The sequence below is a fragment of the Agrobacterium tumefaciens genome, assembly GCF_005221385.1.
GTDB lineage: Bacteria > Pseudomonadota > Alphaproteobacteria > Rhizobiales > Rhizobiaceae > Agrobacterium > Agrobacterium tomkonis.
In genome coordinates, this window is sequence record NZ_CP039903.1 from 195481 (window position 1) to 220838 (window position 25358).

29 protein-coding genes, 1 tRNA gene and 1 pseudogene are annotated in these 25358 nt (G+C 58.7%); 4 read left to right on the forward strand and 27 right to left on the reverse strand.

What is annotated here, in order from left to right:
* Positions 1 to 242 precede the first annotated feature (242 nt).
* From mscL to galE, 3 genes are all read left to right on the forward strand, one after another.
* Positions 243 to 671 carry a large conductance mechanosensitive channel protein MscL gene (gene mscL, locus CFBP6623_RS00990; RefSeq protein WP_046800560.1) on the forward strand — a complete coding sequence of 143 codons (429 nt, stop codon included), beginning with the start codon at positions 243 to 245 and terminating at the stop codon, positions 669 to 671.
* Positions 672 to 826: 155 nt separating this feature from the next.
* On the forward strand, positions 827 to 1993 hold the full coding sequence (locus CFBP6623_RS00995) for a pyridoxal phosphate-dependent aminotransferase (protein WP_046800561.1): 1167 nt from the start codon (positions 827 to 829) through the stop codon (positions 1991 to 1993).
* Positions 1994 to 2319: 326 nt separating this feature from the next.
* Positions 2320 to 3351 carry a UDP-glucose 4-epimerase GalE gene (gene galE, locus CFBP6623_RS01000; protein ID WP_046800562.1) on the forward strand — a complete coding sequence of 344 codons (1032 nt, stop codon included), beginning with the start codon at positions 2320 to 2322 and terminating at the stop codon, positions 3349 to 3351.
* 12 nt (positions 3352 to 3363) lie between these two features.
* Here galE and CFBP6623_RS01005 read toward each other — a convergent pair whose 3' ends face one another.
* The 10 genes from CFBP6623_RS01005 to CFBP6623_RS01050 all read right to left on the reverse strand — a co-directional run bounded on the left by CFBP6623_RS01005 (position 3364) and on the right by CFBP6623_RS01050 (position 10214).
* Positions 3364 to 4200: a DUF6030 family protein gene (locus tag CFBP6623_RS01005; protein WP_046800563.1), complete on the reverse strand. Its 837-nt coding sequence runs from the start codon at positions 4198 to 4200 to the stop codon at positions 3364 to 3366.
* Between the two features lie 149 nt (positions 4201 to 4349).
* Entirely contained in the window at positions 4350 to 4577 is a 228-nt protein-coding gene (yacG, locus tag CFBP6623_RS01010) for a DNA gyrase inhibitor YacG (protein ID WP_046800564.1), read from the reverse strand.
* 3 nt (positions 4578 to 4580) lie between these two features.
* A complete protein-coding gene (locus tag CFBP6623_RS01015; protein WP_046800565.1) occupies positions 4581 to 5204 on the reverse strand; it encodes a Maf-like protein in 624 nt (207 codons plus the stop codon).
* A gap of 31 nt (positions 5205 to 5235) precedes the next feature.
* The gene (gene infA / locus CFBP6623_RS01020) at positions 5236 to 5454 is read right to left on the reverse strand and encodes a translation initiation factor IF-1 (RefSeq protein ID WP_004432473.1); all 219 of its coding nucleotides are present in this window, start codon (positions 5452 to 5454) and stop codon (positions 5236 to 5238) included.
* 144 nt (positions 5455 to 5598) lie between these two features.
* Positions 5599 to 6087 carry a low molecular weight phosphatase family protein gene (locus CFBP6623_RS01025; RefSeq protein ID WP_046800566.1) on the reverse strand — a complete coding sequence of 163 codons (489 nt, stop codon included), beginning with the start codon at positions 6085 to 6087 and terminating at the stop codon, positions 5599 to 5601.
* Positions 6088 to 6089: 2 nt separating this feature from the next.
* Complete coding sequence (locus tag CFBP6623_RS01030; RefSeq protein ID WP_046800567.1) at positions 6090 to 6563, reverse strand: UPF0262 family protein; 474 nt, start codon at positions 6561 to 6563, stop codon at positions 6090 to 6092.
* A 3-nt stretch (positions 6564 to 6566) separates the two neighbouring features.
* Positions 6567 to 7865: a histidinol dehydrogenase gene (hisD, locus tag CFBP6623_RS01035; RefSeq protein ID WP_046800568.1), complete on the reverse strand. Its 1299-nt coding sequence runs from the start codon at positions 7863 to 7865 to the stop codon at positions 6567 to 6569.
* Between the two features lie 132 nt (positions 7866 to 7997).
* Entirely contained in the window at positions 7998 to 8438 is a 441-nt protein-coding gene (locus CFBP6623_RS01040) for a DUF2948 family protein (RefSeq protein ID WP_046800569.1), read from the reverse strand.
* Positions 8439 to 8553: 115 nt separating this feature from the next.
* The gene (gene murA / locus CFBP6623_RS01045; protein WP_046800570.1) at positions 8554 to 9846 is read right to left on the reverse strand and encodes a UDP-N-acetylglucosamine 1-carboxyvinyltransferase; all 1293 of its coding nucleotides are present in this window, start codon (positions 9844 to 9846) and stop codon (positions 8554 to 8556) included.
* Between the two features lie 101 nt (positions 9847 to 9947).
* Positions 9948 to 10214: a hypothetical protein gene (locus CFBP6623_RS01050; protein WP_046800732.1), complete on the reverse strand. Its 267-nt coding sequence runs from the start codon at positions 10212 to 10214 to the stop codon at positions 9948 to 9950.
* A gap of 155 nt (positions 10215 to 10369) precedes the next feature.
* On the opposite strand from CFBP6623_RS01050, the gene CFBP6623_RS01055 reads away from it, so the two are divergent.
* A tRNA-Thr gene (locus tag CFBP6623_RS01055) sits at positions 10370 to 10444 on the forward strand.
* 220 nt (positions 10445 to 10664) lie between these two features.
* Here the strand turns inward: CFBP6623_RS01055 and CFBP6623_RS01060 are convergent.
* The 17 genes and pseudogenes from CFBP6623_RS01060 to CFBP6623_RS01145 form a co-directional block, all read right to left on the reverse strand.
* Positions 10665 to 12002, reverse strand: coding sequence for a flagellin (locus tag CFBP6623_RS01060; RefSeq protein ID WP_046800571.1), 1338 nt, complete (start codon positions 12000 to 12002; stop codon positions 10665 to 10667).
* A 260-nt stretch (positions 12003 to 12262) separates the two neighbouring features.
* Complete coding sequence (locus CFBP6623_RS01065; RefSeq protein WP_046800572.1) at positions 12263 to 13606, reverse strand: flagellin; 1344 nt, start codon at positions 13604 to 13606, stop codon at positions 12263 to 12265.
* 593 nt (positions 13607 to 14199) lie between these two features.
* On the reverse strand, positions 14200 to 15210 hold the full coding sequence (locus tag CFBP6623_RS01075) for a flagellin (protein WP_046800573.1): 1011 nt from the start codon (positions 15208 to 15210) through the stop codon (positions 14200 to 14202).
* Between the two features lie 372 nt (positions 15211 to 15582).
* The gene (gene fliP, locus CFBP6623_RS01080; protein ID WP_046800574.1) at positions 15583 to 16320 is read right to left on the reverse strand and encodes a flagellar type III secretion system pore protein FliP; all 738 of its coding nucleotides are present in this window, start codon (positions 16318 to 16320) and stop codon (positions 15583 to 15585) included.
* Entirely contained in the window at positions 16317 to 16820 is a 504-nt protein-coding gene (locus tag CFBP6623_RS01085; protein WP_046800575.1) for a flagellar basal body-associated FliL family protein, read from the reverse strand. Before CFBP6623_RS01085 ends, fliP begins: the two co-directional genes overlap by 4 nt.
* A 27-nt stretch (positions 16821 to 16847) precedes the next feature.
* Positions 16848 to 17567, reverse strand: a complete 720-nt coding sequence (gene flgH, locus CFBP6623_RS01090) for a flagellar basal body L-ring protein FlgH (RefSeq protein WP_046800576.1) — start codon at positions 17565 to 17567, stop codon at positions 16848 to 16850.
* Entirely contained in the window at positions 17564 to 18100 is a 537-nt protein-coding gene (locus CFBP6623_RS01095; protein ID WP_046800577.1) for a MotE family protein, read from the reverse strand. Before CFBP6623_RS01095 ends, flgH begins: the two co-directional genes overlap by 4 nt.
* Positions 18097 to 19152: pseudogene (locus CFBP6623_RS01100) on the reverse strand (flagellar basal body P-ring protein FlgI); the annotation flags it as partial. The gene CFBP6623_RS01095 and the pseudogene CFBP6623_RS01100, both read right to left, overlap by 4 nt.
* A gap of 62 nt (positions 19153 to 19214) precedes the next feature.
* A complete protein-coding gene (gene flgA, locus CFBP6623_RS01105; protein WP_080842295.1) occupies positions 19215 to 19703 on the reverse strand; it encodes a flagellar basal body P-ring formation chaperone FlgA in 489 nt (162 codons plus the stop codon).
* A gap of 20 nt (positions 19704 to 19723) precedes the next feature.
* A complete protein-coding gene (flgG, locus tag CFBP6623_RS01110) occupies positions 19724 to 20512 on the reverse strand; it encodes a flagellar basal-body rod protein FlgG (RefSeq protein WP_003503427.1) in 789 nt (262 codons plus the stop codon).
* Positions 20513 to 20530: 18 nt separating this feature from the next.
* On the reverse strand, positions 20531 to 20866 hold the full coding sequence (locus CFBP6623_RS01115) for a flagellar hook-basal body complex protein FliE (protein ID WP_046800580.1): 336 nt from the start codon (positions 20864 to 20866) through the stop codon (positions 20531 to 20533).
* Entirely contained in the window at positions 20863 to 21282 is a 420-nt protein-coding gene (gene flgC / locus CFBP6623_RS01120) for a flagellar basal body rod protein FlgC (protein ID WP_046800581.1), read from the reverse strand. Before flgC ends, CFBP6623_RS01115 begins: the two co-directional genes overlap by 4 nt.
* Before the next feature lie 3 nt (positions 21283 to 21285).
* Complete coding sequence (flgB, locus tag CFBP6623_RS01125) at positions 21286 to 21678, reverse strand: flagellar basal body rod protein FlgB (protein ID WP_046800582.1); 393 nt, start codon at positions 21676 to 21678, stop codon at positions 21286 to 21288.
* 160 nt (positions 21679 to 21838) lie between these two features.
* Positions 21839 to 22402: a hypothetical protein gene (locus tag CFBP6623_RS01130; protein WP_137002486.1), complete on the reverse strand. Its 564-nt coding sequence runs from the start codon at positions 22400 to 22402 to the stop codon at positions 21839 to 21841.
* Positions 22403 to 22406: 4 nt separating this feature from the next.
* A complete protein-coding gene (gene fliI / locus CFBP6623_RS01135; RefSeq protein WP_046800583.1) occupies positions 22407 to 23813 on the reverse strand; it encodes a flagellar protein export ATPase FliI in 1407 nt (468 codons plus the stop codon).
* Positions 23814 to 23824: 11 nt separating this feature from the next.
* Positions 23825 to 24559, reverse strand: coding sequence for a flagellar basal-body rod protein FlgF (flgF, locus tag CFBP6623_RS01140; protein ID WP_052817091.1), 735 nt, complete (start codon positions 24557 to 24559; stop codon positions 23825 to 23827).
* A gap of 1 nt (position 24560) precedes the next feature.
* Positions 24561 to 25340 carry a DUF1217 domain-containing protein gene (locus CFBP6623_RS01145; protein WP_046800585.1) on the reverse strand — a complete coding sequence of 260 codons (780 nt, stop codon included), beginning with the start codon at positions 25338 to 25340 and terminating at the stop codon, positions 24561 to 24563.
* Between the last annotated feature and the right edge of the window lie 18 nt (positions 25341 to 25358).

Consider the following 25358-nt stretch of genomic DNA (forward strand, 5'->3'; position numbering starts at 1 on the left):
GTTCAAGACGGGAGCATTTCCAGTAAAGTGCGTAGCGGTTTTACGCACGGGAAAATGCGAAGCAAACAGATTGCTGAAGCACGTCCGCCGGTGCCGTTTTCACCCGGCGTGTTATGGCGTGCAAAAAAGCTAATAAATGCAATCTTGACGAATTCCAAATGCGAAGGGGAACCTATATGGTCGAACCTGTAGGGACAGTCACATAGCTTCAGCTTTCGAAGCAGGAGAGAGGGACAATCTGGATGCTAAACGAATTTAAAACCTTCATTGCCCGCGGCAATGTCATGGACCTGGCCGTCGGTGTCATCATCGGTGCGGCTTTCAGCAAGATCGTCGATTCCGTCGTCAACGATCTCATCATGCCGATCGTCGGCGCAATTTTCGGCGGCTTCGATTTCTCGAACTACTTCCTGCCGTTGAGTTCCGGCGTCACCGCCCCGTCGCTTGCCGCTGCCCGTGATCAGGGTGCCGTCTTTGCTTATGGCAACTTTCTGACCGTTCTCATCAACTTCCTCATCCTCGCCTGGATCATTTTCCTGATGGTCAAGGGCGTCAACAAGCTTCGCGCCTCGGTAGAAACCAAGAAGGCCGAAGAAAAGACGGAAGCGGCTCCGCCGCCGGAAGACGTCAAGCTTCTCACCGAAATCCGCGATCTGCTCAAGACGCGCTGAGACCGACATTATCCCCGGCCTGGTTTTGCTGACCTGCGCGGACAGCTCTCTTGCGCCGGGGATCGATCCATAAAGAAAATCCATGTTCGCCTCACGGAATATCATGCATATGACCGGTTCGATGCGATAAGAAGGCACCAAACGGAGTGTCTTTAATGTCCATTTTGAACAGTCTGAGTGCGCGCTCTCTGGCGGCTCCCGAGAGCGGCATCGTTGAGGTCGTGAATTATGCCCGGGGACGGGACAATCTCCTGCCGCTCTGGGTTGGCGAAGGCGATCTGCCGAGCCCTGACTTCATCAATCAGGCTGCGATTGATGGGCTGAACAATGGCGAAACCTTTTACACCTGGCAGCGTGGCATTCCCGAGCTGCGCCAGGCGCTCAGCCGCTACTACGAACGGCACTTCGCGGCATCGCTGCCGCCGGAGCATTTTTACGTCACCGGTTCCGGCATGCAGGCGATTGTGCTTGCCGTGCAGGCGCTGACCTCGCCGGGCGACGAGATGGTGTATCTTTCACCAACCTGGCCGAATATCGTTGCCGCCATCGGTGTGGCGGGCGCAAAGGCGGTTCCGGTCGGTATCGATTTCCGCGACGGCCGCTGGGATCTCGATATCGGCAAGCTTGAAAGCGCCATCACCGGCAAAACCAAGGCGCTTTTTATCAACACGCCTTCGAACCCGACCGGCTGGACCGCGACGCGCGACAATCTTCGCGATGTTCTGGCGCTTGCCCGCAAACACGATCTCTGGATCGTCGCGGATGAGATTTACGCGCTTTATCACTATGCCGGCACCCGCGCGCCTTCGTTCCTCGACATCATGGAGCCGGACGACAAGATCGTCTTCGCCAATTCCTTTTCAAAGAACTGGTCCATGACCGGCTGGCGTGTCGGCTGGCTTGTGGCACCGCCGGCCATCGGTCAGGTCATCGAAAATCTCATTCAATATTCCACCTCTGGCGTTGCGCAGTTCATGCAGCGCGGCGCAGTCGCAGCCCTCGACCAGGGCGATGGCTTCATCCGCGAAAACTACGAACGTGCTCTGGCGTCCCGCGATATTCTCTGCGATGCGCTGATCGCAACGAACAGGGTTGAAACGCTGAAGCCGGACGGCGCTCTTTATGCCTTTCTCAAGATAGACGGCGTGACGGACAGCCGCGCCACGGCGCTGGATATCGTCGATAAAACCGGCGTCGGCCTGGCGCCCGGCACGGCATTCGGCCCGGGGGGAGAACTGTTTCTGCGCGCCTGCTTCCTGCGCAACCCCAGGCAGATAGAAGATGCAGCCGATCGGCTGTCATCTTACATTCTCGGCAGGTAGATATCGGTCTTCCTTGCAATGTTTGCCTGTCGCGTTGGTACGTCACCGCGACAGGTGCATTTGCTCAAAAATCACAGTGAAGCTCCAAAACTGCAACCCCACGGCGCAACCATCGACGTGCGGGCTTTTCTGTGCTATGCGCCTTCTGTTCCTTTTATGAGAACATTTTCATCTAATAAATAAAAAGCACTTCATTGCGCTAACCAATCGTAAGCCACCTTTTCAGAGGGCTGAGGGCTGGGTCGCGTATTTGCTGTGCAAGTAATCAATGATGAAGAATTATTGGCTTTGATGGGCTCAAGAAAAGCAAACAGGGAAGTAGTGTCATGGCTGTTCTGGTCACGGGTGGAGCAGGTTACATAGGAAGCCACATGGTGTGGGCTTTGCTCGATGCCGGGGAAGAGGTCGTTGTTGTCGATCGGCTTTCCACGGGGTCGCGTTGGGCTGTCGCGCCGGCTGCGCGCTTCTATCTGGGGGATGCGGCCGATCGCACCTTGCTCGACCAGATTTTCGAAGAAAACCAGATCGAGACCATTTTCCACTTTGCCGGCTCCCTCAGCGTTCCTGAATCGATCAGCCAGCCGCTGGAATATTACGAAAACAACACCGGCACGACCCGCGCCCTCGTCGCGGCAGCGGTCGCCCATGGCATTCGCAATTTCATCTTCTCCTCGACAGCCGCCGTCTATGGAAACCAGCCCTTTGATGGCCCGGTGCCGGAAACGGCGATCCTGAGCCCGGAAAATCCCTACGGCCTGTCGAAACTCGCCTCTGAAATCATGCTGCGCGATGTCGTGCAGGCGCATGATTTCAACTATGTGGCGCTGCGTTATTTCAATGTCGCCGGAGCCGATCCGCAGGGCCGCGCCGGTCCTTCTCCGACGGGCGTGGCAAACCTCATCAAGGTCGCCTGCGAGGCCGCGACCGGCCGGCGTGATCGGGTTGAGGTTTACGGAACGGACTATCCGACCGCTGACGGCACGGGCGTTCGCGACTATATCCATGTCAGCGATCTCATAGATGCGCATATGCTGGCCATGGCGCATCTGCGCGCCGGTGGCGGCACCCGAACCTTGAATTGTGGTTATGGCGTCGGTTATTCGGTGCTGGACGTGCTGCACGCGGTGCGGCAGGAATCGGAACACGATTTCCCGGTCATCCATTGTCCGCGTCGGCCGGGTGATATTGCCGCCATGGTAGCGGATTCCACCCGTATTCAGACGGAGCTGGGTTGGCGCCCGCGTTTCAACGATCTGGCGATCATCGTTCGCACTGCTCTTCAGTGGGAAGCCAAGCGCCAGGCTCAGCAAAGCGACAGGATCCCCCCGGTCCGGCGCAAGCTGGCAGCGATAGGCTGAGCAGGTTTCGCATCAGCGGACACGGTTTTTCTCGACGGAATTATAGACGACCGGCCGATCCGAGGCGCTGGCGGCGGGAAGCCATTGCCCCCTGTCGAAAAAACTGCGCGTCAGCTTCAGCCCCGGCGACTGTTCGTTCGCGAGCAAAATCACGTTCATGCGATGCGGTGCGGTCGGCTCCGGCTTGACGGAGACCGAAATGCCGAAATGTTGCGCCTGATAGGCCTGCATCCCGTTTGCTGGCCCAAGCATGGCGGCAAGGTCGGCCCAGCGGGTTTGCCCGATAATCAGGGCCAGTGCATCATTAAGCTTGGCCCTGATGGCGGCACCGTCAGGCGTCTCAGGCGCCACGGCCTTCATTCTTATGGATCTGATCTCGCCCGATGCCTCGCCTCTGATTTCAAGGAAAAGCGATGCCCGTTCGGCAGGCGTTGCTGCATTCTCTTCGACAAGATCGGCGATGCATTCGAAATTTCGGATATTCACCGGGCTGGCATGCCAGCCTTCGAGGTTGGAAAAACCCTCGGTGGTGAAACGGTCACAGAGGTCCTTGCCAGAAAGCACGAAATCGCGTGCGAAAGATGCCCTGTCGCCGGTTTTTTCGAATTTCAATAGATGATGCGGCAGATCGACCTTCTTGGCGGCGAGCTTTTGCCGTTTGACGGGCCTCACCTTGGGCGGCGGCTCGGCGGAATAGATGGCAGGCGCCAGATTGAGGTAGGTCAGCAGGCTCTTGAGGTGCTTCTGATCGTTGGCAAGCAGCACCGTCGCCAATATGGCGAGACAGACGGCCAGCACTGCAAACAGCAGCGCGCCATGGCTTACTCTTTTTTGCAGGCTTGCGTCCATCGCAGGACCCTATGGCTGCCGGGGCAGGGCGGAAGCCTTTTTTGATATGGATTTTCGGGCCGTTTTCAGCCCTGTGAATATGGATGTAAGCGGAAGCTCAAAAAATAATATATGCAATCCACCGCCGAAATCTCCGGCGGCGCATGGTGCTATTCGGATGTATTTTTACCCGTGTCCTGCCCGCCGGCGCTGCTTTCATCGTCCGCGACCGGAATGGCGTAAGAGCCATTCAGCCAGCGGGCGAGATCGAGCGAGCGGCAGCGATCCGAACAGAACGGATAGTCGTCGCGCGTCGAGGGCCGCCCACATTCCGGGCATGGCTGGGATTTACGCAGCGGCGTGACATTTCCGGCGCTTTCAGTGGAGGGTTTTACCATGGTCTATCCCTCGAGCCAGCCCGACGTCACCTCAAATCCTTCACCGGACAAAAGCGACATGGTCTCGTAAAGCGGCAGGCCGACGACGTTGGTGTAGGAACCTGTCAGTTTCTGCACGAATGCGCCAGCAATGCCCTGAATGCCATAGGCGCCCGCTTTACCGCGCCACTGGCCGGAGGCGATGTAGGCATCGATTTCTCGCGTCGAGAGCCGTTTGAAGCGCACCTTGGTTTCCACCACCTTCTGTCGGATCTTGCCGCCGGGTATTACAAGGCAGATGCCGGTATAGACCCAATGGCTGCGTCCCGAGAGAAGATGCAGCGCCGCCGAGGCGTCTTCGGTATATTCCGCCTTGCCGACGATGCGACGGCCCACGGCCACGACGGTGTCGGAGCCGAGAACATAGGCATCTTTCCACGTCTGCTCGCTCTTGAGCGCGGCATGCGCCGCTTCGGCCTTCTGCAGCGACAGACGACGACACAGCGTGCGCGGATGCTCGAGCTTCGCAGGCGTCTCGTCGATATCCATCGGCATCAGGCGTGCCGGCTCGATGCCGATCTGATGCAACAGTTCCAGACGCCGCGGTGAGCCGGATGCCAGAACGAGCTTTTGTTTTGTGTTTGTCATTGCGCTGCCCGGGCGTCCGATGCCGAACGGATTACTTGAAGCGGTAGGTGATGCGGCCCTTGGTCAGGTCGTAAGGCGTCATTTCAACCAGCACCTTGTCGCCCGCCAGAACGCGGATACGGTTCTTGCGCATGCGGCCCGCGGTGTGGGCGATGATTTCGTGTTCGTTCTCAAGCTTCACGCGGAATGTTGCGTTCGGCAGCAATTCGGTTACGATGCCCGGGAATTCAAGGACTTCTTCTTTTGTCATGTAAGGGTTTTCTTCCTGTTGATAGTGCCGGACATGTCCTGTCCGGGAAAATTGCGCGGAAACTACACAATCCCGGCACATTTGTGAACCTCTAAAGCATCGGCTTGAAAATCAGTACCGATTTTCATGAGGCGAGGTCAGTTTTCAGTCTTTTGACAGCGTATCCGCCACCGGCTGCTGCCGCCCCGGCAGGCGTTCCGAAATCAGTTTCGACAGATGGTCCCGCACTTCGCGATAGGCGTCGAGAATCTGTTCGCGCGTGCCCGTGATCACCGTCGGATCCATGGTCGGCCAATAGACCACATCGAGCGAATTCGAGCGGGTCAGTTCCAACGCGGCGTGATGGGCCTCTGGGGTCAATGTAATGATCAGATCGAAAAAATCATCCTCGATCTCGTCCAGCGTGCGCGGCTTGTGTTTGCCGAGCGAAAATCCCTGTTCCTCCAGCACTGCATCCACGAAGGGATCGCGCTCGCCAGCCCGCACGCCAGCCGACTGGATGTAAATGCCAGGCGCCACCAGCCGTTTGGCGATGACTTCCGCCATGGGGGAACGGATGGAGTTCATACCGCACATGAAGAGGACCGATTTGGGCGCTCGTCCCTCGTTTGGCGCTGCGGCAGGATCGCTCATCTCTAACCCCGCCAATAAAGCACGCAGACAAGGGTGAAGAGGCGGCGCGCCGTGTCGAAATCCACCTTGATCTTGCCGGAAAGCCGATCCATCAGGGTCTGCGAGCCGTCATTGTGAATGCCGCGCCGGCCCATGTCGATCGCCTCGATCTGACTGGGTGTAGAGGAGCGGATCGCCTCATAATAGCTTTCGCAGATCAGGAAATAATCCTTGATGATGCGGCGGAACGGCGTCAGCGATAGAATATGGGTCGAAACGTCTTTTTCGTCTTCGGTCTTTATCGCGAAAACCAGCTTGGCATCGACCAGCGAAATATGCAGCCGGTATGGCCCGCCTTCGTGGCCCGCTGGCTCAAAGGTATTTTCTTCGATCAGGTCGAAAATGGCGACGGCGCGTTCGTGCTCCACATCAGGCGTGGACCGGCCGATACTATCGTCCAGAACCACGTCGCAGAGCCGGAAATCGCCTGAAGCCATCGCTTAACTTTCCGGATTGAGGCGAATGGAGACCGAGCGCGCATGCGCGTCCAGCCCTTCCGAACGGGCAAGGGTGATCGCTGCCGGCGCAAGCTGGCGCAACTGCTCTGGCCCAAGGCGCAGGATAGAGGTGCGCTTGACGAAATCAAGCACCGAAAGCCCGGAGGAGAAGCGTGCCGAGCGCGCGGTCGGCAGAACATGGTTGGAGCCGCCGACATAATCGCCAATCACCTCAGGCGTATGGCGTCCGACGAAGATGGCACCGGCATTGCGGATGTGGGCCATCAGCGCGTCGGGGTCATCGACGGCAAGTTCCAGATGTTCGGCGGCGATGCGGTTGGCCAGCGGAATGGCGTCGGTGAGCTTCTCAACCAGAATGACCGCGCCGAAATCGGCCCAGCTCGCCGCTGCCGTCTCGGCGCGCGACAGGCGCTTCAACTGCCGCTCGACGGCTGCCTCCACCGCCTTGCCGAGTTCGGCATTGTCGGTGATGAGAATCGATTGTGCACCACGATCATGCTCCGCCTGCGCCAGCAGATCGGCGGCCAGCCAGTCCGGATCATTGTCCCTGTCGGCAATAACAAGCACCTCGGAGGGACCGGCGATCATATCGATGCCGACCGTGCCGAAGACCTGGCGTTTCGCAGCTGCCACATAGGCGTTGCCGGGGCCGACGATCTTGGCGACCGGTGCGATGGTTTCCGTGCCATAGGCAAGGGCTGCGACAGCCTGCGCGCCACCGATGCGATAGATCTCCACAACGCCGGCAATACGCGCCGCAGCAAGAACCGCGGGGTTTATCACGCCGCCATTGGCGGGCACGACCATGACGATGCGCTCCACGCCGGCGACCTTTGCCGGTACGGCATTCATCAGCACCGAGCTGGGATAGCTGGCGGTGCCGCCAGGCACATAAAGGCCGACAGCCTCGATGGCCGTCCAGCGCGAGCCGAGCCCCACGCCAATATCGTCTTCGTAGATGTCGTCCTTCGGCATCTGCCGCGCATGGTGTTTTTCAATGCGCCGGGCCGCGAGTTCGAGGGCTTCGATGACGCTTTTGTCGACCGCTGAATAGGCGGCATCGATTTCATCCGCCGTTACCCGCATCGAAACCTTGGTAAAATCGATGCCGTCGAATTTCTGGGAATAATGGGCAAGGGCCGCATCGCCACGCTGGCGGACATCGTTGATGATGTCACGAACCGTCGCATTGACGTCTTCGGAAACTTCCCTCTTGGTCGTCAGGAAGGCTGCGAATTTCTGTTCGAAATCAGCCGATGCCTGCTCCAGCCAGATTGCCACGCCATTACCCTTTCATTGTCCCCGCGGACGATGCCGCGAGGTTCACGAACTCGCCGCGCAATAATCGCGGCTCTGGTATGTGGCATAAATCGAAACGGTCACGAAACGCAACCGTTGCGACGCGTGAAGCGCTTATTCGCTATCGGGATGATGCGGTTTGGCGGCGGTTTCCCAGGCGCCGCTCACATCGGTCAGCTGCGCCTCGATGCATTCGACGTCGAGCGCTATGGCGCCGCCGCCCGAAAGCGTCAGCTCAACGGCTCCATCGGGTCCTTCGCCATTCTGCACGAAGCGGATGGCGAGAAGCGACAGGACCTGCTCCTTATCGGTGCGGTTGATGCCATATGAGCGCACGGCGGAGACCCGCTTGAGGAAAACGACGCTGCGGCAGCGCTCCGGTGGCAGGTTCTTCTTGTCGGCGCTTTCCCATACGAAACGATTGGCGGAAAGCGTGAACTGGCCATGCTTCGGCTCGAAGGCAACGTCTTTCAGTTTAAAGACGCTGTCCTGCATATGCGTCGAGATGACGGAGAGATCTTCAGTATCCAGCGCGAGCAATTTCAGGCCGCTCATCTTTTTCTTCCTTTTCCGCGGGCCACGGGCCGCAATGTCTATTTCTTGTACTGGAAATAGGCAGTCGAGGCCCGCTCTGCAACGGGTAGGAGCCGGATGAGCGGCAATGAAAGGATCAATCGCTGACGCGTTCGACCAGTGCGCCGCAGCGGGTGAGCTTTTCTTCAAGACGTTCGAAACCGCGATCGAGATGGTAGACGCGCGAAACCATGGTCTCGCCTTCCGCCACCAGACCGGCAATGACCAGCGATACCGAGGCGCGCAGATCGGTCGCCATCACGGGCGCACCCTTCAGGCGGGAGACGCCCTCGATGCGGGCCATCTGGCCGGAAAGCGAAATCTTCGCGCCGAGGCGGGCCAGTTCCTGCACATGCATGAAGCGGTTTTCGAAAATGGTCTCGGTGATGTGGGAAACACCCTGCGAGCGGGTCATCAGCGCCATGAACTGCGCCTGCAGATCGGTGGGGAAGCCGGGGAAGGGCTCGGTGACAACATCGACCGGCTGGATGCCGTTGCCGTTGCGCACGACGCGCAGACCGGTTTCGGTCTCGCTGATCGTCGCACCCGCGAGCCGCAGCGTATCGAGCGCATTGTCGAGCAGCGATGCGCGCGTGCCTTCCAGCACCACGTCGCCGCCGGCCATGGCAACCGCCATGGCATAGGTGCCGGTCTCGATACGATCAGGCAGAACCCGGTGGCGCGCGCCGGAGAGCGAGGTGACGCCCTCGATGGTTATGGTGGAGGTACCCGCACCTTCGATCTTCGCGCCCATTGCGGTGAGGCACTGCGCCAGATCGACGACTTCCGGCTCGCGGGCGGCGTTGTGAATGACGGTGGTGCCGCGGGCAAGGCTCGCTGCCATCAGCATCACGTGCGTTGCGCCGACGGAGACTTTCGGGAAGGTATAAACCGCGCCGATCAGGCCGCCCTTGGGGGCTGTGGCGTTGATGTAGCCGCCGTCGATTTCCATCGTCGCGCCGAGCGCCTCGAGGCCCTCGATAAACAGATCAACCGGGCGCGTGCCGATGGCGCAGCCGCCTGGCAGGGAAACGCGGGCGCGGCCTTCACGGGCCAGAAGCGGGCCGATGACCCAGAAGCTGGCGCGCATCTTGGAAACCAGCTCATAGGGTGCCGTTGTATCAACCACGGTGCGGCAGGTGAAATGGACGGTGCGGGAATAGGCTTCGCCCTGGCTTTCGCGGCGACCATTGACGGAAATATCGACGCCGTGATTGCCGAGAATACGGATGAGCTGTTCAACATCGGCCAGATGCGGCACGTTTTCGAGCGTCAGCGTGTCGCTGGTCAGAAGCGATGCGATCATCAACGGCAAGGCGGCGTTTTTTGCGCCGGAGATGGGAATGATGCCGTTAAGCTTGTTGCCACCCGTAATTCTGATGCGATCCATGCGTCCCTACGGGCCTGCGCCCGCCTTTCTTATCATGCCTTGCGGAAAGGCGCGTCCTTAGACGAATTTCCGCGGCGTTTCAATTTATGCTGATGAATTCTCTATGAGGATGATTCGTCCGTTTTTGCGGCAGGCAGACCAATCGTCTGGTCCTCATCGCCGGCGCGACGCGCACGAACCTGCTGTTTGCGCTTGAGAAGGTTTTCACGAAGCTTCTTCGCCGCCCGCGCCTTGCGCTCCGCCTCGCGCTGCCGTGCCTTCTCGCCCGGGCCAGCCTGCTGGGCACCGGTTGCCGTCACGGCGGACGGTTCTGCGGCGTCGTTCGCGCAAATCGCTGCATTCGCCTGTTTGTCATGATGTTCGTTCATAAATTCAGCAATATCCGAAAAATGCATTTTTCAACAGGGGGAACGCTTTTTTGCCCCGCTTGATGAAGAATATCGTTTTGCGACTTGCGCTCATCAAAAACCTATGGCAATAGGCCGCCACGCTTGATGCTGAAGCACACGCTTCGGCACCGGATGCTGCTATAGCTCAGGGGTAGAGCACTCCCTTGGTAAGGGAGAGGCCGAGAGTTCAAATCTCTCTAGCAGCACCATTTCTCCCATAAATTCAAAAAATTACGCGCCTAGCCGAGCCGCCGGCATTAGTCTGCCGCGCGCTGCTTGCGCGCTTTCCCAAGCACTCCGTGTAAGCCTTGGAGAACAGAAATCCAGACGAACGGGAAAACCGCGCCTCTTGCGAAGCGCGGTTTCCATATCCGAATATTCTGTTGCTGCCAGAGCGGGACGAAACCGCCCGTAGCCAACGGGCGCCGCTTACTGGCGGAATAGCGACAGGATATTTTCGGAGCTGGTATTGGCGATGGAAAGCGACTGGATCGCCAGCTGCTGCTGCGTCTGGAGAGCCTTGAGCTTCGTGGACTCTTCGTTCATGTCGGCGTCAACCAAGCGGCCGATGCCCTTGTCGATGGAGTCGGTCAGCTTCGAGACGAAGTCTTCCTGCAGATCGAGACGCATCTTGATTGAACCAAGATCGGCGCTTGCGCTGATAAGCGATTCCAGCTGCGTGTTGACGAACTGGATCATGTTGTCGAGACCGTCATTGTCGGTCAGCGGCTGGCCTTTGGCATCCGTCAGCCCGCTGAGGTCCTTGGTGATGTCCAGATCGATCAGCGAGTAATCAAGCTTCTGCGCCATCTGCGACGTTGCCGCAGCGGTTTCGAGATAGATATTGTTGTTGGAGGAGCCACCGGTGCCGATCGCCGTCACAGTGGTGCCAGCGGGCGTCGGTGCCGTATTGTTGGCCTTCACATAGAGGGCTTCGCCAGCTGCGTTTTCACCGATCTTGAAATAGGTGCCGTTGTTTCTTGCGGTTGTTGCCGCGGCAACGGTTACGAGGCCGGTTGTTGCGTCCGCAGCCGAAACCGTGGTTGTCGTACCCGACGGGAAACCAAGAAGCTGAGCTTCGGTAAACACTTTTGCGGTAGAAGGCGTGGTTGTCGCAACACCTGCGGGCGTCGTCGTGGTGATTTCGAAATCACGCAGAACACCGGTGTCGGAGTAATAGGCAGCGCTGTCGAGAATGCCGTTTTTCGTCGCGCCGGTTGACGTATCGAAAAGCGCGGTCTTGTTATCAACCTGAATGTTGATGGTCTTGACGGCGACGTTACCTGCACCATCACGAACGAAGGAACCGACGATCTGTTTGGTGACCGGCGTCAGGTTGCCCGAAGCGTCGCTGATCTTGCCCTTCAGCCAGTTTTCGCCGGAGAAGGAGGCGGATTCGCCGATGCTCTTGAGCTGGTCCTGAAGCTGGCGGATTTCTTCCTGGATCTTTGCCTTGTCGACACCTGCTTCGCGGGCTGCAACCAGCTTCTTGCTGATTTCCTTGACGACATCGACGGTGGTTTCCATGGCGGAATAGGCGGTATCGACCTTTGCGGCGCCGAGGCCGAGGGCGTCCTGCACGGCGGAAAGAGCGCCATTATCGGAACGCATGGTGGTCGCGATCGACCAGTAGGCGGCGTTGTCGGATGCGGTCTTGACGCGCAGGCCGGAGGAGACACGCGACTGCGTTTCTTCCATGTTGCTGCCGATGGCGCGAAGGGTCTGAAGGGCGGCCATTGCCGCGACGTTTGTCAAAATGCTGGTCATAATTATTTGCCCCTTGATTGGCTGAAATGAAAAGGGACATTCCGGATTGCCGCCGGGAACGATCGAGCGGCTTGATGCCTGTTAACCTCTTTTTCGTCTTGGTTAACCAATCGTTTCGATGACTAGGTTTTAGGCGGCGAATGGTTAACAAAGCCTAAATCAAAAAAGGGAAAAATTAAGGAACGATAATTTTTCTTAACCATAATGAAAAAAGCCGCGCTCGAGGCGCGGCTTTCCGTTTTTGATGATGTTGCCCGTGATTAACGGAAGAGCGAGAGAATGCTCTGCGAGTCGTTGTTGGCGATCGACAGGGCCTGAACAGCCAGCTGCTGTTGGGTCTGAAGAGCCTTCAGCATCGTGGATTCTTCGTTCATTTCAGCGTCGACCAGGCGACCGATGCCCTTGTCGAGCGAGTCGGTCAGCTTGTTGACGAAGTTTTCCTGCAGTTCGATGCGCATCTTGACCGAGCCGAGGTCGGCGGCAGCGGACGTCATGCTCTGGAGCTGCTTGTCGACGAAGGATACCATCGCGTCGAGGTACTGGTTTTCCGAGACTGCCGAGCCGTCGCTGTTCTTGAACGTGCCGGTCAGATCCTTGGTGATGTCCAGAGACGTCAGCGAGTAGGTGAGCTGCGTTGCAAGCTGGGCGTCAGCGCCTTCTTCGAGGTAGATCTTGGTGGTGCCGTCGAGGCCAACGGCAATGTTGGTCTTGGTTGCCGGCGCAGTCGGCGCAGTCGTGTTGATTTTCACGTACTGGTCGTTGCCAAGATTGAAGTAGGTGCCGTTGACGTTCGGAGTGGTCGTATCGGCATTAGCGATCGTGACGATACCCGTTGCAGCGGCGGTGGTGAAGGTGACGGCGGTGCCGGCTGTTGCTTCCTTCAGGCCCTTAAGCTGAGCTTCAGTGTAAACCTTGGCTGCAGCAACCTTGGTCACCGGCTGAGCGGCGCCTACGCCGTCCGAGTCATTGGTGATTTCGAACAGCTTGTAGCTGCCCGTGGAAGAAAAATAAGCGTAGGAGTCGAGGACGCCCTGCTTGTCCTTTGCAGCGCCCGAAGACGTGTCGAACAGGACCGTGTTACGGCTCAGGTCAACATTAACGGTCTTTACGGATACGTTACCGGCGGCGTCGCGGATGAAGGAGCCCACGATCTGCTTGGTGACGTTCTTCAGTTCGCCAGCGCCGTTGCTGACGGTGGCCTGCAGCCAGTTTTCACCGGAGAAGGAAGAGGAGCTGGAGATCGACTTCAGCTGATCCTGGAGCTGCTTGATTTCTTCCTGGATCTTGGACTTGTCGACGCCGGGTTCGCGGGCGGCAACCAGCTTGTTCTTGATTTCCTTGACGACGTCGATGGACGATTCCATACCGGAATAAGCCGTATCAACCTTGGCAGCGCCGAGGCCGAGAGCGTCCTGGACGGCCGAAAGTGCGCCGTTGTCGGAACGCATCGTGGTCGCGATCGACCAGTAAGCGGCGTTGTCGGAAGCTTCGCCGACGCGCTGGCCGGAGGAAACGCGGTCCTGCGTCGTTTCCATGTTCTGGCCGATAGAGCGCAGGGTCTGAAGTGCAGACATAGCTGCGACGTTAGTAAGAATGCTCGTCATAGTAGATTTGCCCCTTGAATGGCTGATTAGAAAAGGGACATTCCGGTCTCACCGGGAACGGCGCACAGCGTCATGCCTGCTAACCGGCTGATTTTTAAAGGTTAGCTCACCGTTTCGATGGCTCTAGCTAACCTTTATATAGTTAATGAAGACCTAATGGCTTTCTAAAAAAGTACATTCTGGCGGTTTGTTTTGCAACCCTTGCGCGTGCGCGCGCGTAGCTGGAAATGTTTAAAAAAATAATAAAGCCGCACCCGTTTCCGGATGCGGCTTTGATAGAGGGGCAATACGCTCGGGTCAGCCTCCGTTGCGTCTGCCATTTTCACCCGATTACAAGACGGTCAGCCACCGCTTGCGATCTTGTGTTTTATGTCATTCCGGCCAGCGGCTATCCGCTTGTCCATGCGCAAAATCTGACAGCCGGTGCTTTCCAATTTCCTAATTTCAGCGGACGCCCGGGCCTTCACTCTAATCGTGGTAAATGCTTTGAAAGCAGGAATGGTAAATGAAACCTTGCGGTTTGCATGCCATGCCCGGAACGCAAAACCGCGCCCTTTCGGGCGCGGCTCGTTTTTTTAGAATTTTCGTTCCGATTAACGGAAGAGCGACAGGATGTTCTGCGAGTCGCTGTTGGCGATCGACAGGGCCTGAATTGCCAGCTGCTGCTGCGTCTGCAGAGCCTTGAGGCGGGTGGACTCTTCGTTCATGTCGGCGTCAACCAGACGGCCGATACCCTTTTCCATGGTCGAGGTCAGCTTGGAGACGAAGTCTTCCTGCATGGAGATGCGGTTGGACACCGAACCCAGATCGGCAGCAGCGCTGTTGAGGGTTTCAAGCTGCTTGTCGACGTGGCTGATGAGCTTGTCGAGGATGTCGTTGTCGGTTGCAGCGGCAGTGCCGAGCATTGTGGCGCCAGCGCCCTTGTAGATCGACAGGTCCGAGATATCGAGGTTCGAAACAGTCTGCTTTACGCCGTCTGCGATCGCTGCCTTGTCGAGAATGCCCGTGCCCTTGCCGTCCGTCACAGCGCCGGTGTCGAACAGGATGTTCGAACCGCTGAGCTGCATGTCAACGCGCTGAACCTTGACGGCGCCAGCGGAGTCACGGGTGAAGGATGCGACAACCTGCTTTTTCAGGTTGGCGATAGCGGCATCGTCCGTACCGACAGCAAATGCGGCGCCATCGTTGGATGCCTTCGTCTTCAGCCAGTTTTCACCGTTGAAGGTTGCGGAGTCTGCGATGGAGGTCAGCTGCTTCTGGAGCTGGCCAATTTCCTTCTGGATCTTCTTCTTGTCGGCGGTCGGGTCCTGAGCAAGGATCAGCTTGTCCTTGATTTCCTGGACGACCTTGATGGTGGCTTCCATACCGGAATAAGCCGTGTCGACCTTGGCAGCGCCGATGCCGAGCGCGTCGGAAACGGTAGAGAGCGCCGAAGCGTCCGAACGCATGGTGGTCGCGATGGACCAGTAAGCGGCGTTGTCGGAGGCGGAACCTACTTTGAGGCCCGACGAAATACGGCCCTGTGTGGTCTCCATGTTGTTGCCGATAGAACGCAGCGTCTGGAGAGCAGCCATAGAGGAGGCGTTGGTGAGAATGCTTGCCATAATATATTGTCCCTTGTTTTTACGAGATACTGGAATTGGGGACATTCCGGACTTCGTATTACCGGTCACAACGTTTCGGCTTCATGCCACTCGGTTCAGAGTTACTTGTCTCTTGAAACCAAACCCGCTGTGTGTAGGGAGAATTTCGCAGCGAAAAATTGCGTAATTATTAATTTGAGCATTAAGAAATACTGGAAAATACTTATGGTTACTGCAAAGTGTATTTAAATGGTAAGTTTTTAATTTAAAATTATAGTTATCCGGGCCCTAGCAAAATTGGTAACCAAAGCCTTAAAACGCGAAAACCCCGCTGCCGTGGGGCTGCGGGGTTAACAAACAGGATTAACGAAGTTTATTTCGGCACAAATGCCGTCAGTTGAACGATCTGACGAGGCTGCCGACGAGCAGGTTCCAGCCGTCGATCAGCACGAAAAACAGGATCTTGAACGGCAGGGAAATCGAGGTGGGCGGCAGCATCATCATGCCCATGGCCATGGTGATGGTGGCGACGATGAGGTCGATGACCAGAAACGGCAGGATGATCAGGAAGCCGATCTCGAAACCGCGGCGGATTTCCGACAGCATGAAGGCCGGAACGAGAACGCGGTAATCGACGACATTGTCGGTCATCACTTCCTGTCCGCGCTCACGGGCGATATCGACGAACAGCTTCAGGTCCTTGTCACGCGTATTGGCGTTCATGAAGGTACGGAAGGGTTCGGCGATGCGCCCTATCGCCTGCTGTTCGTTGATCTGGTTCTGCAAAAGCGGCTGCACGCCGTCCGTCCAGGCTTTGTCGAAGGTGGGCGACATGACGTAGAAGGTCATGAACATCGCCATCGACAGCAGGATCATGTTGGATGGCGTCGAGGCAAGGCCCATGCCGGAGCGCAGGATCGAAAAGGCGATCACGAAACGAGGAAAGCTCGTGACCATGATCAGGATGCCCGGCGCGACGGAGAGAACTGTCAGAAGGCCGAAGGTGCGGATGATCCATGCCGCGACGGATCCGTCGATCTGCGTATTGAACAGATCGGACGGAAATTGCTGGGCGCTGGCAAGGCCCGGCAAGGCGAGGAGGACGGCGATGGTTACAAGAAATCGAATCATTCGATGACAAAGGTCCGGAACATGACCTTGGATACGCGCCCTTGCGAGCGCAGGTCAACTCGTTCCTGAATGTCATCCTTAAGATATTGAAAGCCGCGCGGCCCTTCCAGCTGCTGAAGGGAAACGGTGCGCACATAGGCCATGATATCCTGGTGGATATCCTCCGCCAGCCCGACTTCCACCGGCCCCTTGAACATCAGCGCCACTTCCAGCCGCACCCAGTTGGTCGAAGGGTAGGCGAGGTTGGTGGTGATGGGGTCGAGCTGGACGATGCCGTTCGCTTCGGCGGAGATTTTCTCTATGCCCTCGGCGGCCTTGCCTTTTTCAGCCGAAGCGGCCGGCGCGTGCGCTGCGGCTTCCGCGCCGGCGATCTTGGGGGCGATCATGCCGCCCACCAGCCAGCCGCCGCCCGCACCGAGCAGCGTCAGGATCACAACGCCAGCGATGGTCATGACCACCGGAGAGGACTTTTTCTTGCTCTCAGCCTGTTCGTTTTCCATGGTCAGTCCCGCTCCCGCAAACCGGCGTCAGAGCGGCGAGAACAGGTCGACGACCTGCTGACCGACCGGGGGCTGCTGCACTTCCGTCAGGCGGCCACGACCGCCGTAGGAGATGCGGGCTTCGGCGATACGCTCATAGGAAATCATGTTCTGCGCATCGACATCCTGCGGCCTGACGATACCGCCGACATTGAGGATGCGGATTTCGTGGTTGACGCGCACTTCCTGCGAACCGCTGATGATGAGGTTGCCGTTTTCCAGAATGCCGGTCACCACGGCAGCCACCATCAGCGTCAGCTTTTCAGAACGCTTGGTCTTGCCCTTGGCCTGGGTGTCGGTGTCGGATCCGTATTTGATGTTGGAGTCCGCTTCCGGCGTCCAGCCGAAGATTTCCGCCTTGGCCTTCCAGTTCAGACCGCTGGAATTGGTGCGGTTGCGTTCGGTCTCGTTGTCGAAATCGGCCTTGTCGTTGATCTGGATGTTGACGGTCAGGATGTCGCCGATATTCAGCGCGCGCAGATCCTTGAACAATGCGCCCTGGCTGTCGCTCCACAGCGAATAGCCGCTCGCCATATGTTTCGGCTGCTTGGGATACATGCCCATCTGCGGCGTCTGGCTGAATTGCAGGCCGCTGCCGATCGGGCTCATCGCGGGTGCGTTGCCGATTTCCTTCAGGGTCTGGTTGTTCTGGCAGCCTGCCAGCAGAGCCAGCGGCAGGAGGAGGGCCGGAAGACGACGCGTGCTCATGAAGGATCCTTCGAAGTGTTTTTGTCGGTTGCCTGCGACATGATGCCGGCGACGGTGGCGGCTTTCTGCGCATCCATCTCGCTGAGGATGAGGCCGGATTGGCGCGGCGGCAGCTGCATGATGATGGCGGCCGCGATCTCCACATGCATCTTCTCGAGCTGGGGTGCGGCGGCGTCCGGCTTCATCGTCTTGTAGACATCGACGAGATTGGCTTTCGCCTGGGCAAGGAAATGTTCGCGGCGCGCCAGCCAGTCCTCATATTCTGCCTTGCGGTCTTCCAGCACGGAGATGCGCTCGTTGACGTCGGCCTGAAGCTTTTCAAGCTCCTGCTTCTGCATCAGATACCGCTGGTCGCGGGCGGCATCGGCGATGTTGGTGCAGAATTTCTGGATTTCATCCTGCGTGCTCAGTTCCGACACCACGTTCTGCTGGCTTTCGGCGCCGGCGGCCGGCAGCAGGAAAAGCAGGGAGGCAACGGCTGCGAACCGGACAAGACCATTCGGCAGGGCTTGGTTTTTAAGAAGTTCCATCATTGCAGCACAAGCTCCGCCTGAAGGGCGCCGGCGGATTTGATGCCTTGCAGGATGGATATGATGCCATCCGCCTTGAGCCCGATGCTGTTGAGACCGGCAACCAGCGTGCGAAGATCAGGACCTTCGACAATGGCGACCTTGCTGCCTTCCTGCAGCGCCATGATGTCCGTCTGTGGCTGCACGGCGGTCTGGCCGCGCGAGAAGGGTTCCGGCTGGATGACCTGCGGCGATTCCGTCACCTGCACGGTCAGCGTTCCATAGCTGACGGCAACGCGGGAGATGCGCACATCCGCGCCGATGACGATCGTGCCGGTGCGTTCGTTGATCACGACCTTGGCGGGCGTATCCGTCTCCACCGTCAGGTTCTCGATTTCCGCCATCAGCCGGGTGAGGTCAGCGGTGCGGGGTTTCTGCACCGCGATTTCCTGCGAATCGCGCGGCTCGGCGATACCATCGCCGTAGCGGGCGCGGGCAAAGGCGTTGACAACGTCCGCAACACGCACCGCAGTCGAGAAATCGGGATTGCGCAGCTGAAGGACCAGATTGACCGAATCCTTGAATTTGGACGGCAATTCACGCTCGATGATCGCGCCGTTCGGCACGCGCGCGGATGTGGTGACGCCCTGCGTCAGCGTCGCGGCATCGCCCTGCGCCGAAAAGCCGTTGACGATCAGCGCTCCCTGCGCAACCGCATAGATCTGCCCGTCCGCGCCGGAAAGCGAGGTCATGATCAGCGTGCCGCCGCGAAGCGAAGAGGCGTCGCCAAGCGAACTGACCGTCACGTCCACACGGCTGCCGGGGCTGGCGAAGGGCGGCAGATTTGCCGTCACCATCACGGCGGCGATGTTCTTGGCATTCGACTGGCCGCCCTGCGTGGTGATGCCGAGGTTCTGCAGCATCGCGCGCATGGATTGTTCGGTGAATGGCGAGGAGCGCAGGCTGTCGCCCGTGCCCTGGACGCCGACGACGAGACCGTATCCGATCAACTGGTTGTCGCGTCCGGCCTGCAGCGATGCGATATCCTTGATACGGGATGTATCGGCGTGGGCTGCGGGTACGGGAAGGAACGGCTGGGCCGAAAACAGAATGGCCGCGGCCAGGATACGAAGCAATCTCATTTCGCCATCACCTGAATGGTTCCGTCCTTCATGACCGTGCCGCTGACCATCACGCCGGAATCGATGTTGCGCACACGCACCACCTCACCAAGCGAGCCGTCGGTCATCGGCGTTCCCGAGGCCATCAGCGTCATGTTGCCGATGGTGAAAACGAGCTTGACGCTGGTACCGCGCACCACCAGCGACGCTTCGCGCAGGGCGGCGACCGGGATCGTGCGGCCGGGAAGCAGGGTCTGCTTGGAGATCATGCCCTCAACTTCGCTGATGTCGGTCGCGTAGCCCGAGGAAATGTTGGGATTGGTCACTTCCACCGGTTTCACCTGGTCGGACGAGATGGTTTCGCCCGGATAGATGGTGCGTGTGGGAACCAGCGCCATCGGCGCCTGGGCGAAAGCCGGCGCCATGGCAACAAGTGAAAAGGCAGACGCCAGGCACATACGGACGAGCGCCGTTCTGCAGCTGTTATTTTTTCGGCCAAACCTCATGTCCGCCTGCCTTTCCGTTCTTACTTCAGGTTCTTGCTGACAATCGATGCCATTTCGTCAGCGGTGGTGATGACCTTGGAATTCATCTCATAGGCGCGCTGCGCCGTGATCAGGTCGGTGATTTCCTTGACGGCATCGACGTTCGAGCCTTCAAGGTAGGATTGCTTGATGTAGCCGTAGCTCGGATCGTCGGGCACGCCGATGACCGCGTCGCCGGAAGCCGGCGTCTGGGCAAAGAGGTTGTCGCCGAGCGGCTTCAGACCGGCTTCGTTGGCGAAGTTGGCGATGGTCAGCTGGCCAAGTTCGGTGAAGTCTGCGGCGTTGCCGATACGGGCCGTCACCTGACCCGTGCGGGTAACGGTGATGTCCTGCGCGTCGGTCGGGATGTTGATGTTGGGAATGACATTGTAGCCATCGACCGTCACCAGATTGCCGTCGGCATTCTTGTTGAAGGCGCCGGCGCGGCTGTAGAGCGTCGAACCATCAGCCGCTTCGATCTGGAACCAGCCCTGTCCGATAATCGCCACGTCGAGTTTGTTGCCGGTCTCGATCAGGTTGCCCTGGGTGTGAATGTTGCGGACGGCAGACGTCTGCACGCCGAGACCGATATTGGCGCCTTCCGGCACGATCGCCTGATTGGCGCGGTTCGGCACGCCCTGCATGCGCTCCGTCTGGTAGAGCAGATCGGTGAACTCCGCACGCGCGCGCTTGTAGCCGGTGGTGTTGATGTTGGCGATGTTGTTGGCGATGACTTCCAGATTGGTCTGCTGGGCGTCCATACCGGTGGCGGCGATTGCAAGAGCTCTCATATCAATATTCCCGCTGGGCTAGATCTGCATCTTGGTAATGTCGAGATAGGCCGACACGATCTTGTCGCGCAGCGCGATGGCGGTCTGCAGCGATTGCTCGGCCGAAAGCACGGCATCGACCACTTCACGCGTGTTCGCCTTACCCTGAATGCCTTCGAAGGAGGCGACTTCCGCCTTCTTCAGGTTGTTCATCGCATCCAGCGATACGTTGCCGAGAACGCTCGCGAAGCTTGCGCCCGTCTGCTGGGCGGGCGTCGTCTGCTGGCTGCCGAAAACGCTTTCGGTCAGCGAGGAGATGTCGCTTGCGCCGCGCGTGAGCGAAAGGGAACTGAGTTGCTTGATGCCGTCGATCATTGCGATGCCTTCAGAAGGTCGATGGTGGAAGCGACGAGGTCGCGTGTCTGGCGGATGACCTGAAGGTTGGCGTCATAGCTGCGGTTGGCTTCGCGCATGTCGGCCATTTCGATCAGGATGTTGACGTTCGGCATCTTCACCATGCCGTTTGTGTCGGCGGCCGGGTTGCCGGGGTCGTATTCGTTGACGAAGTCACCACGGTCGACGCCGAGCTTCTTCACCGTCACGCGCTCCACACCGCTGACGCGGTCGAGCTCGGAACCGAAGGTAACGGTCTTGCGGCGATAGGGGTCGGCGCCGGGGGTGTCGCCGGTCGATCTGGCGTTGGCGATGTTTTCGGACACGACGCGCAGTCGGGTGGACTGCACCTCCAGGCCGCTGCCCGCGATCTTGCTCGCCGCACTCAAGGGATCCATGGTTTACCTCTTAACCGTCATCAGCATCATGCGATGGAAGGATTTGACGAGATTGGCGTTCAGGTCGTACTGCCGCTTGATCTCGCCCGTCTTGGTCATTTCCTCAGCAAGCGCGACCGAATTTCCGGACTCCTGCATGCCGATCTCGTTATTGACCGGGTTGTCGCGCACGGCGATATTTTCGCTGAGGTTGCTCGCGCCAAAATGGGCGGGATGGGTCTTTGCCATGCCGACCTGCTGGCTGGTGGCCTGCATGACCGCTTCGAAAGGGCTGACATCCTTGGCGTGGAACTTGGGGGTGTTGGCGTTGGCGATGTTGGTCGCCACGACTTCCTGCCTCACGCTCAGCCATTCCGCTTGGCGGGATGCCAGATCGAACAGTTGAATCGGTTGCATAGACTTCTCCATCTCGTATGGCCCGAACCTAAGCACCTAATCTTGCGTCAGACTTGCGGGGAGGGGCAAAGAAGCCGAACGGCGGAAGAACGGCCATCCGTGAAACAAAAAAGGCGCGCCGGCAGATGCGGCACGCCTTTTTCAAGGAAGAAAAAATTGTCTACTTTTCAGGACGATAGGTTTTACCCGAGGACGTTTCGATCTGCCATTCGCCGCCGCGTTGCTCGATCTTGGTCAGAAGCGCATTGTCTGGCAGGGTGGAGCCGACCCGCACCATATACATGCCCGATCCATCCTCGATCAGCGCGCGGCCGTTGGAAACATGCAGCAAACGGAAGGAAGTCTGACCGGGGAAAGGCTGGTCTTCCACGCCGGCGGCAAGATCGTTCTGCTTTTCCTTGCCGCTGGCGTTGACTGTCGCCGTCGTCAGCATATCAGGCAGTTCGGCCGGTTGCGGCATGTCTTCCTTGTTGCGGTTGGTCATGGCCATCGGCGAAACGCTGAAGACTTCCCGGGGGCCTGTGTGGGGCAGGTCGCGTGTGCGGTCACCGCCCGCCACCTTTATTCCAAACTTGTCTTCATTGAAGAACACATACCAGGGGAAAAAGGCCGCAGCTGCGGCAAGTCCAATTCCCGTCCAGGCCAGAATGCGGTCCAACGTGAAGAAAGGCGGCTGCGACCGTGTATCCTCGACGTCGCCATTGTCGATCTTTTTCTTTTTCACGGTGTCAGCCTCTCATTCTCGGGTTTACCTGCGGCTGATTGTTCTGCACTCCGCCACGTAGCGCTGTCGCGAGATCAGCATAGGCGTCCTGCGCCGCCGGCTCGTTCGGAAGCTGTTTCAGCGTTTCATAGATGATCGGGACCTGCTTTACCGCCATGTCGAGATCGGGATCGGTGCCGGGGCGATAGCCGCCGATGAGGCGCAGATCCCGCGTTTCCTCGAAGCGATGCACCAGCGCCTTCAGGCGCGAGACCAGCTTTTCCTGATCCGGCGTCCAGGCCTTCTTGGCAAGACGCGAGATCGAGGCGAGCGGATTGATCGGCGGATAACGGCCTTCTTCGGCAAGGCTACGATCCAGCACGATATGGCCGTCGAGAATACCGCGGGTCGAATCGGCAATCGGATCATTGTGGTTGTCGCCATCCACCAGAATGGAGACGATGGCGGTGATGGTGCCGGTGCCTTCGGCGCCGGGGCCGGCCCGCTCCAGAAGGCGCGGCAGTTCGGTAAAGACCGAGGCCGGATAACCGCGCGCAACCGGCGGCTCGCCCGAAGCAACCGCCACTTCGCGGATCGCATGGGCGAAACGGGTGACGCTGTCGATGATAAGAAGAACGTTGTCGCCCTTGTCGCGGAAGTGCTCGGCAATGGTGACGGCGGAAAGCGGGGCCATCTTGCGCAGCATCGGGCTTTCATCGCTGGTGGCAACGACGGCGATGGACTTGCTCATGTTTTCGCCCATCGTGTCTTCGATGAATTCGCGCACTTCGCGTCCGCGTTCGCCGACGAGCGCGATCACTACCTTGTCGAAGGCGTCGGCCTTGGCGAGCATCGACAGCAGCGTGGATTTGCCGACGCCTGAGCCGGCGAAAATGCCGAGACGCTGGCCGAGACACAAGGGAGAGAAAATATCGATTGCCCGCACGCCGGTCTTGAAAGGCGTCTCCACGCGCTTGCGCGTCATGGATGGTGGCGCGTTGTTGGAGATCGAACGGCGCTCTGTACCGGAGGAAAGCGGCCCCTGGCCGTCGATGGGTTCGCCAAGCGCATTGATTGTGCGCCCGCACCAGCTGTCGTCAGGCGCAACACGGAAAGCGCCCTTGCGGATGACGGTGTCGTGAATGCCGATCGGTTCACCGGGTTCGATGGGGCAGACATAGCAGATATCCGGCTCCACGCGCACGACTTCGCCGAGATGGATGCCGGTCGTGCTGCGATGGGCGACGAACTCGCCGAGCCTCACATGCCGCGACAGGCCGGAAACCGTATAGTGTCCGGCGGCGATGGTACGGACATGGCCGCCCGGCGCCACCGAAAACTCCGGATCGGCATAGTGTCCGGCGAGGCTCGCCAGCTGGGCAAGTTTCGGTGAAATCGCCTCAGCCGAGAGCATGGGTTCCGGCATTGTCATTGCTCAGTTCCTTAACGCGCGCCGCCAAGCGTCTTGATGCCTTCGCCGAAGGTGGATTCGGTATCGCGCATCAGCGAGGAAATGCTCTCGAAGGCCCGGTTGACCTGAATGAGCTGCGTCATCTGGGAAATGCCATTGACGTTCGACTGCTCGAGATAGCCCTGAACGACGCCGACCTCGTGATCGTTGACGACCGGTGTCGGCTGGGCCACGGGCTTCACGCCGCTATTGGGATGGCGCAGGAAACCTTGCGAGAAATCCGCCTTGAAGATGCCGAGCGTGGCGACGATATTCTCGTTCTGCCTGATGGCACCGTCGAGCCCGACGGTGATCGGTCCGCCATTCGGATTGAGCTGGATGGGACCACCACCCGCATCAAGGACCGGATAGCCATTCGAAGAGATCAGCGCGCCGTCCGGGCGCATGGTGAAACGGCCGTCGCGGCTCAGAATCTGGCCATCAGGCGTGTCCATCGAGAACCAGGCGTCGCCCTTGATGGCGAAGTCGAAGGAATTGCCGGTCTGCTCGAAAGCGCCCTGGCGGGTGGAGAGATAGTCGTTACCCTGTGAAACGAAGGCCACCTTGGCATTCATGTCATTGTGGTTCTTGGCGACCATTTCGTCGAACTTCACTTCGGAGCCACGGAAGCCGACCGTGTTCACATTCGCCATATTATCGGAAATGGTGGTGAGACGGCGCTCCAGCGCGATTTGCGAGGACAGGGCGACATATAGTCCGGATTGCATATCATTTGCCTCCGAGTTTCAGGGAGTTGATGGAAATCAGCAGGTCCGGGGAAATGCCGTAGCCGCTGGAGGAGCCGAAGACGGCCAAGGGGTCGTAGGTCGTTGAGGGGTTTTGCATTTCCCACATGATGGTGAAACGCTCGAGCAGCTTGCCGACCTTTTCAGGATCCTGCAGATCCTTGATCTTGATGGATTTTTCGATGAGAGCGGCCTGTTTCTCAACACTCGCAGCGGCAAACTCGTCAGGCAGGTTGAAGGCTGTGCGGAACACCTGCGCGAGCGCGTCATCGGCCAGGAAATCCATGCCTGATTTGATCGCCGGCGCCTTGCGCTCGAAATAAAGGGCAAGGCGGACGCCGTTATTATCATCGCCGGCTGTCTGTTCCAGCGTCTGGCGGGTATATTTCTCGATGGTGCCCGATTGTGCAGCCTCGGTCGCGGTCGCAGCTTTTCCAAGCTCGGCAAAATTCAGTGATTTCGCCAGATCCGCGTAACGATTGTCGGAAAGCTTGTTGGCGAAGGCATCCTTGTCCGAGGTGCCTTCCGTCAGCACCTTGCGGATGAAGGCTTTCGCATAGGCCATGTCCTCGAGGCCATGGGCTTTCAACGCATAATTATAAAGGCGTGTATCGGCCATGAAGTCGTCGATGGATTTCACATCGCCGATCTTCGCGCGGTAATATTCGGTTTCGCGCGCCACGTCAGGCTGCTTCGACACGCGCTCAAGCGACTTGCCGATGTCCTGACTGATCAGTCTGTAGCTGGTGTAGGTGGAAGTCACTGAACCGCCGCTCTCGTT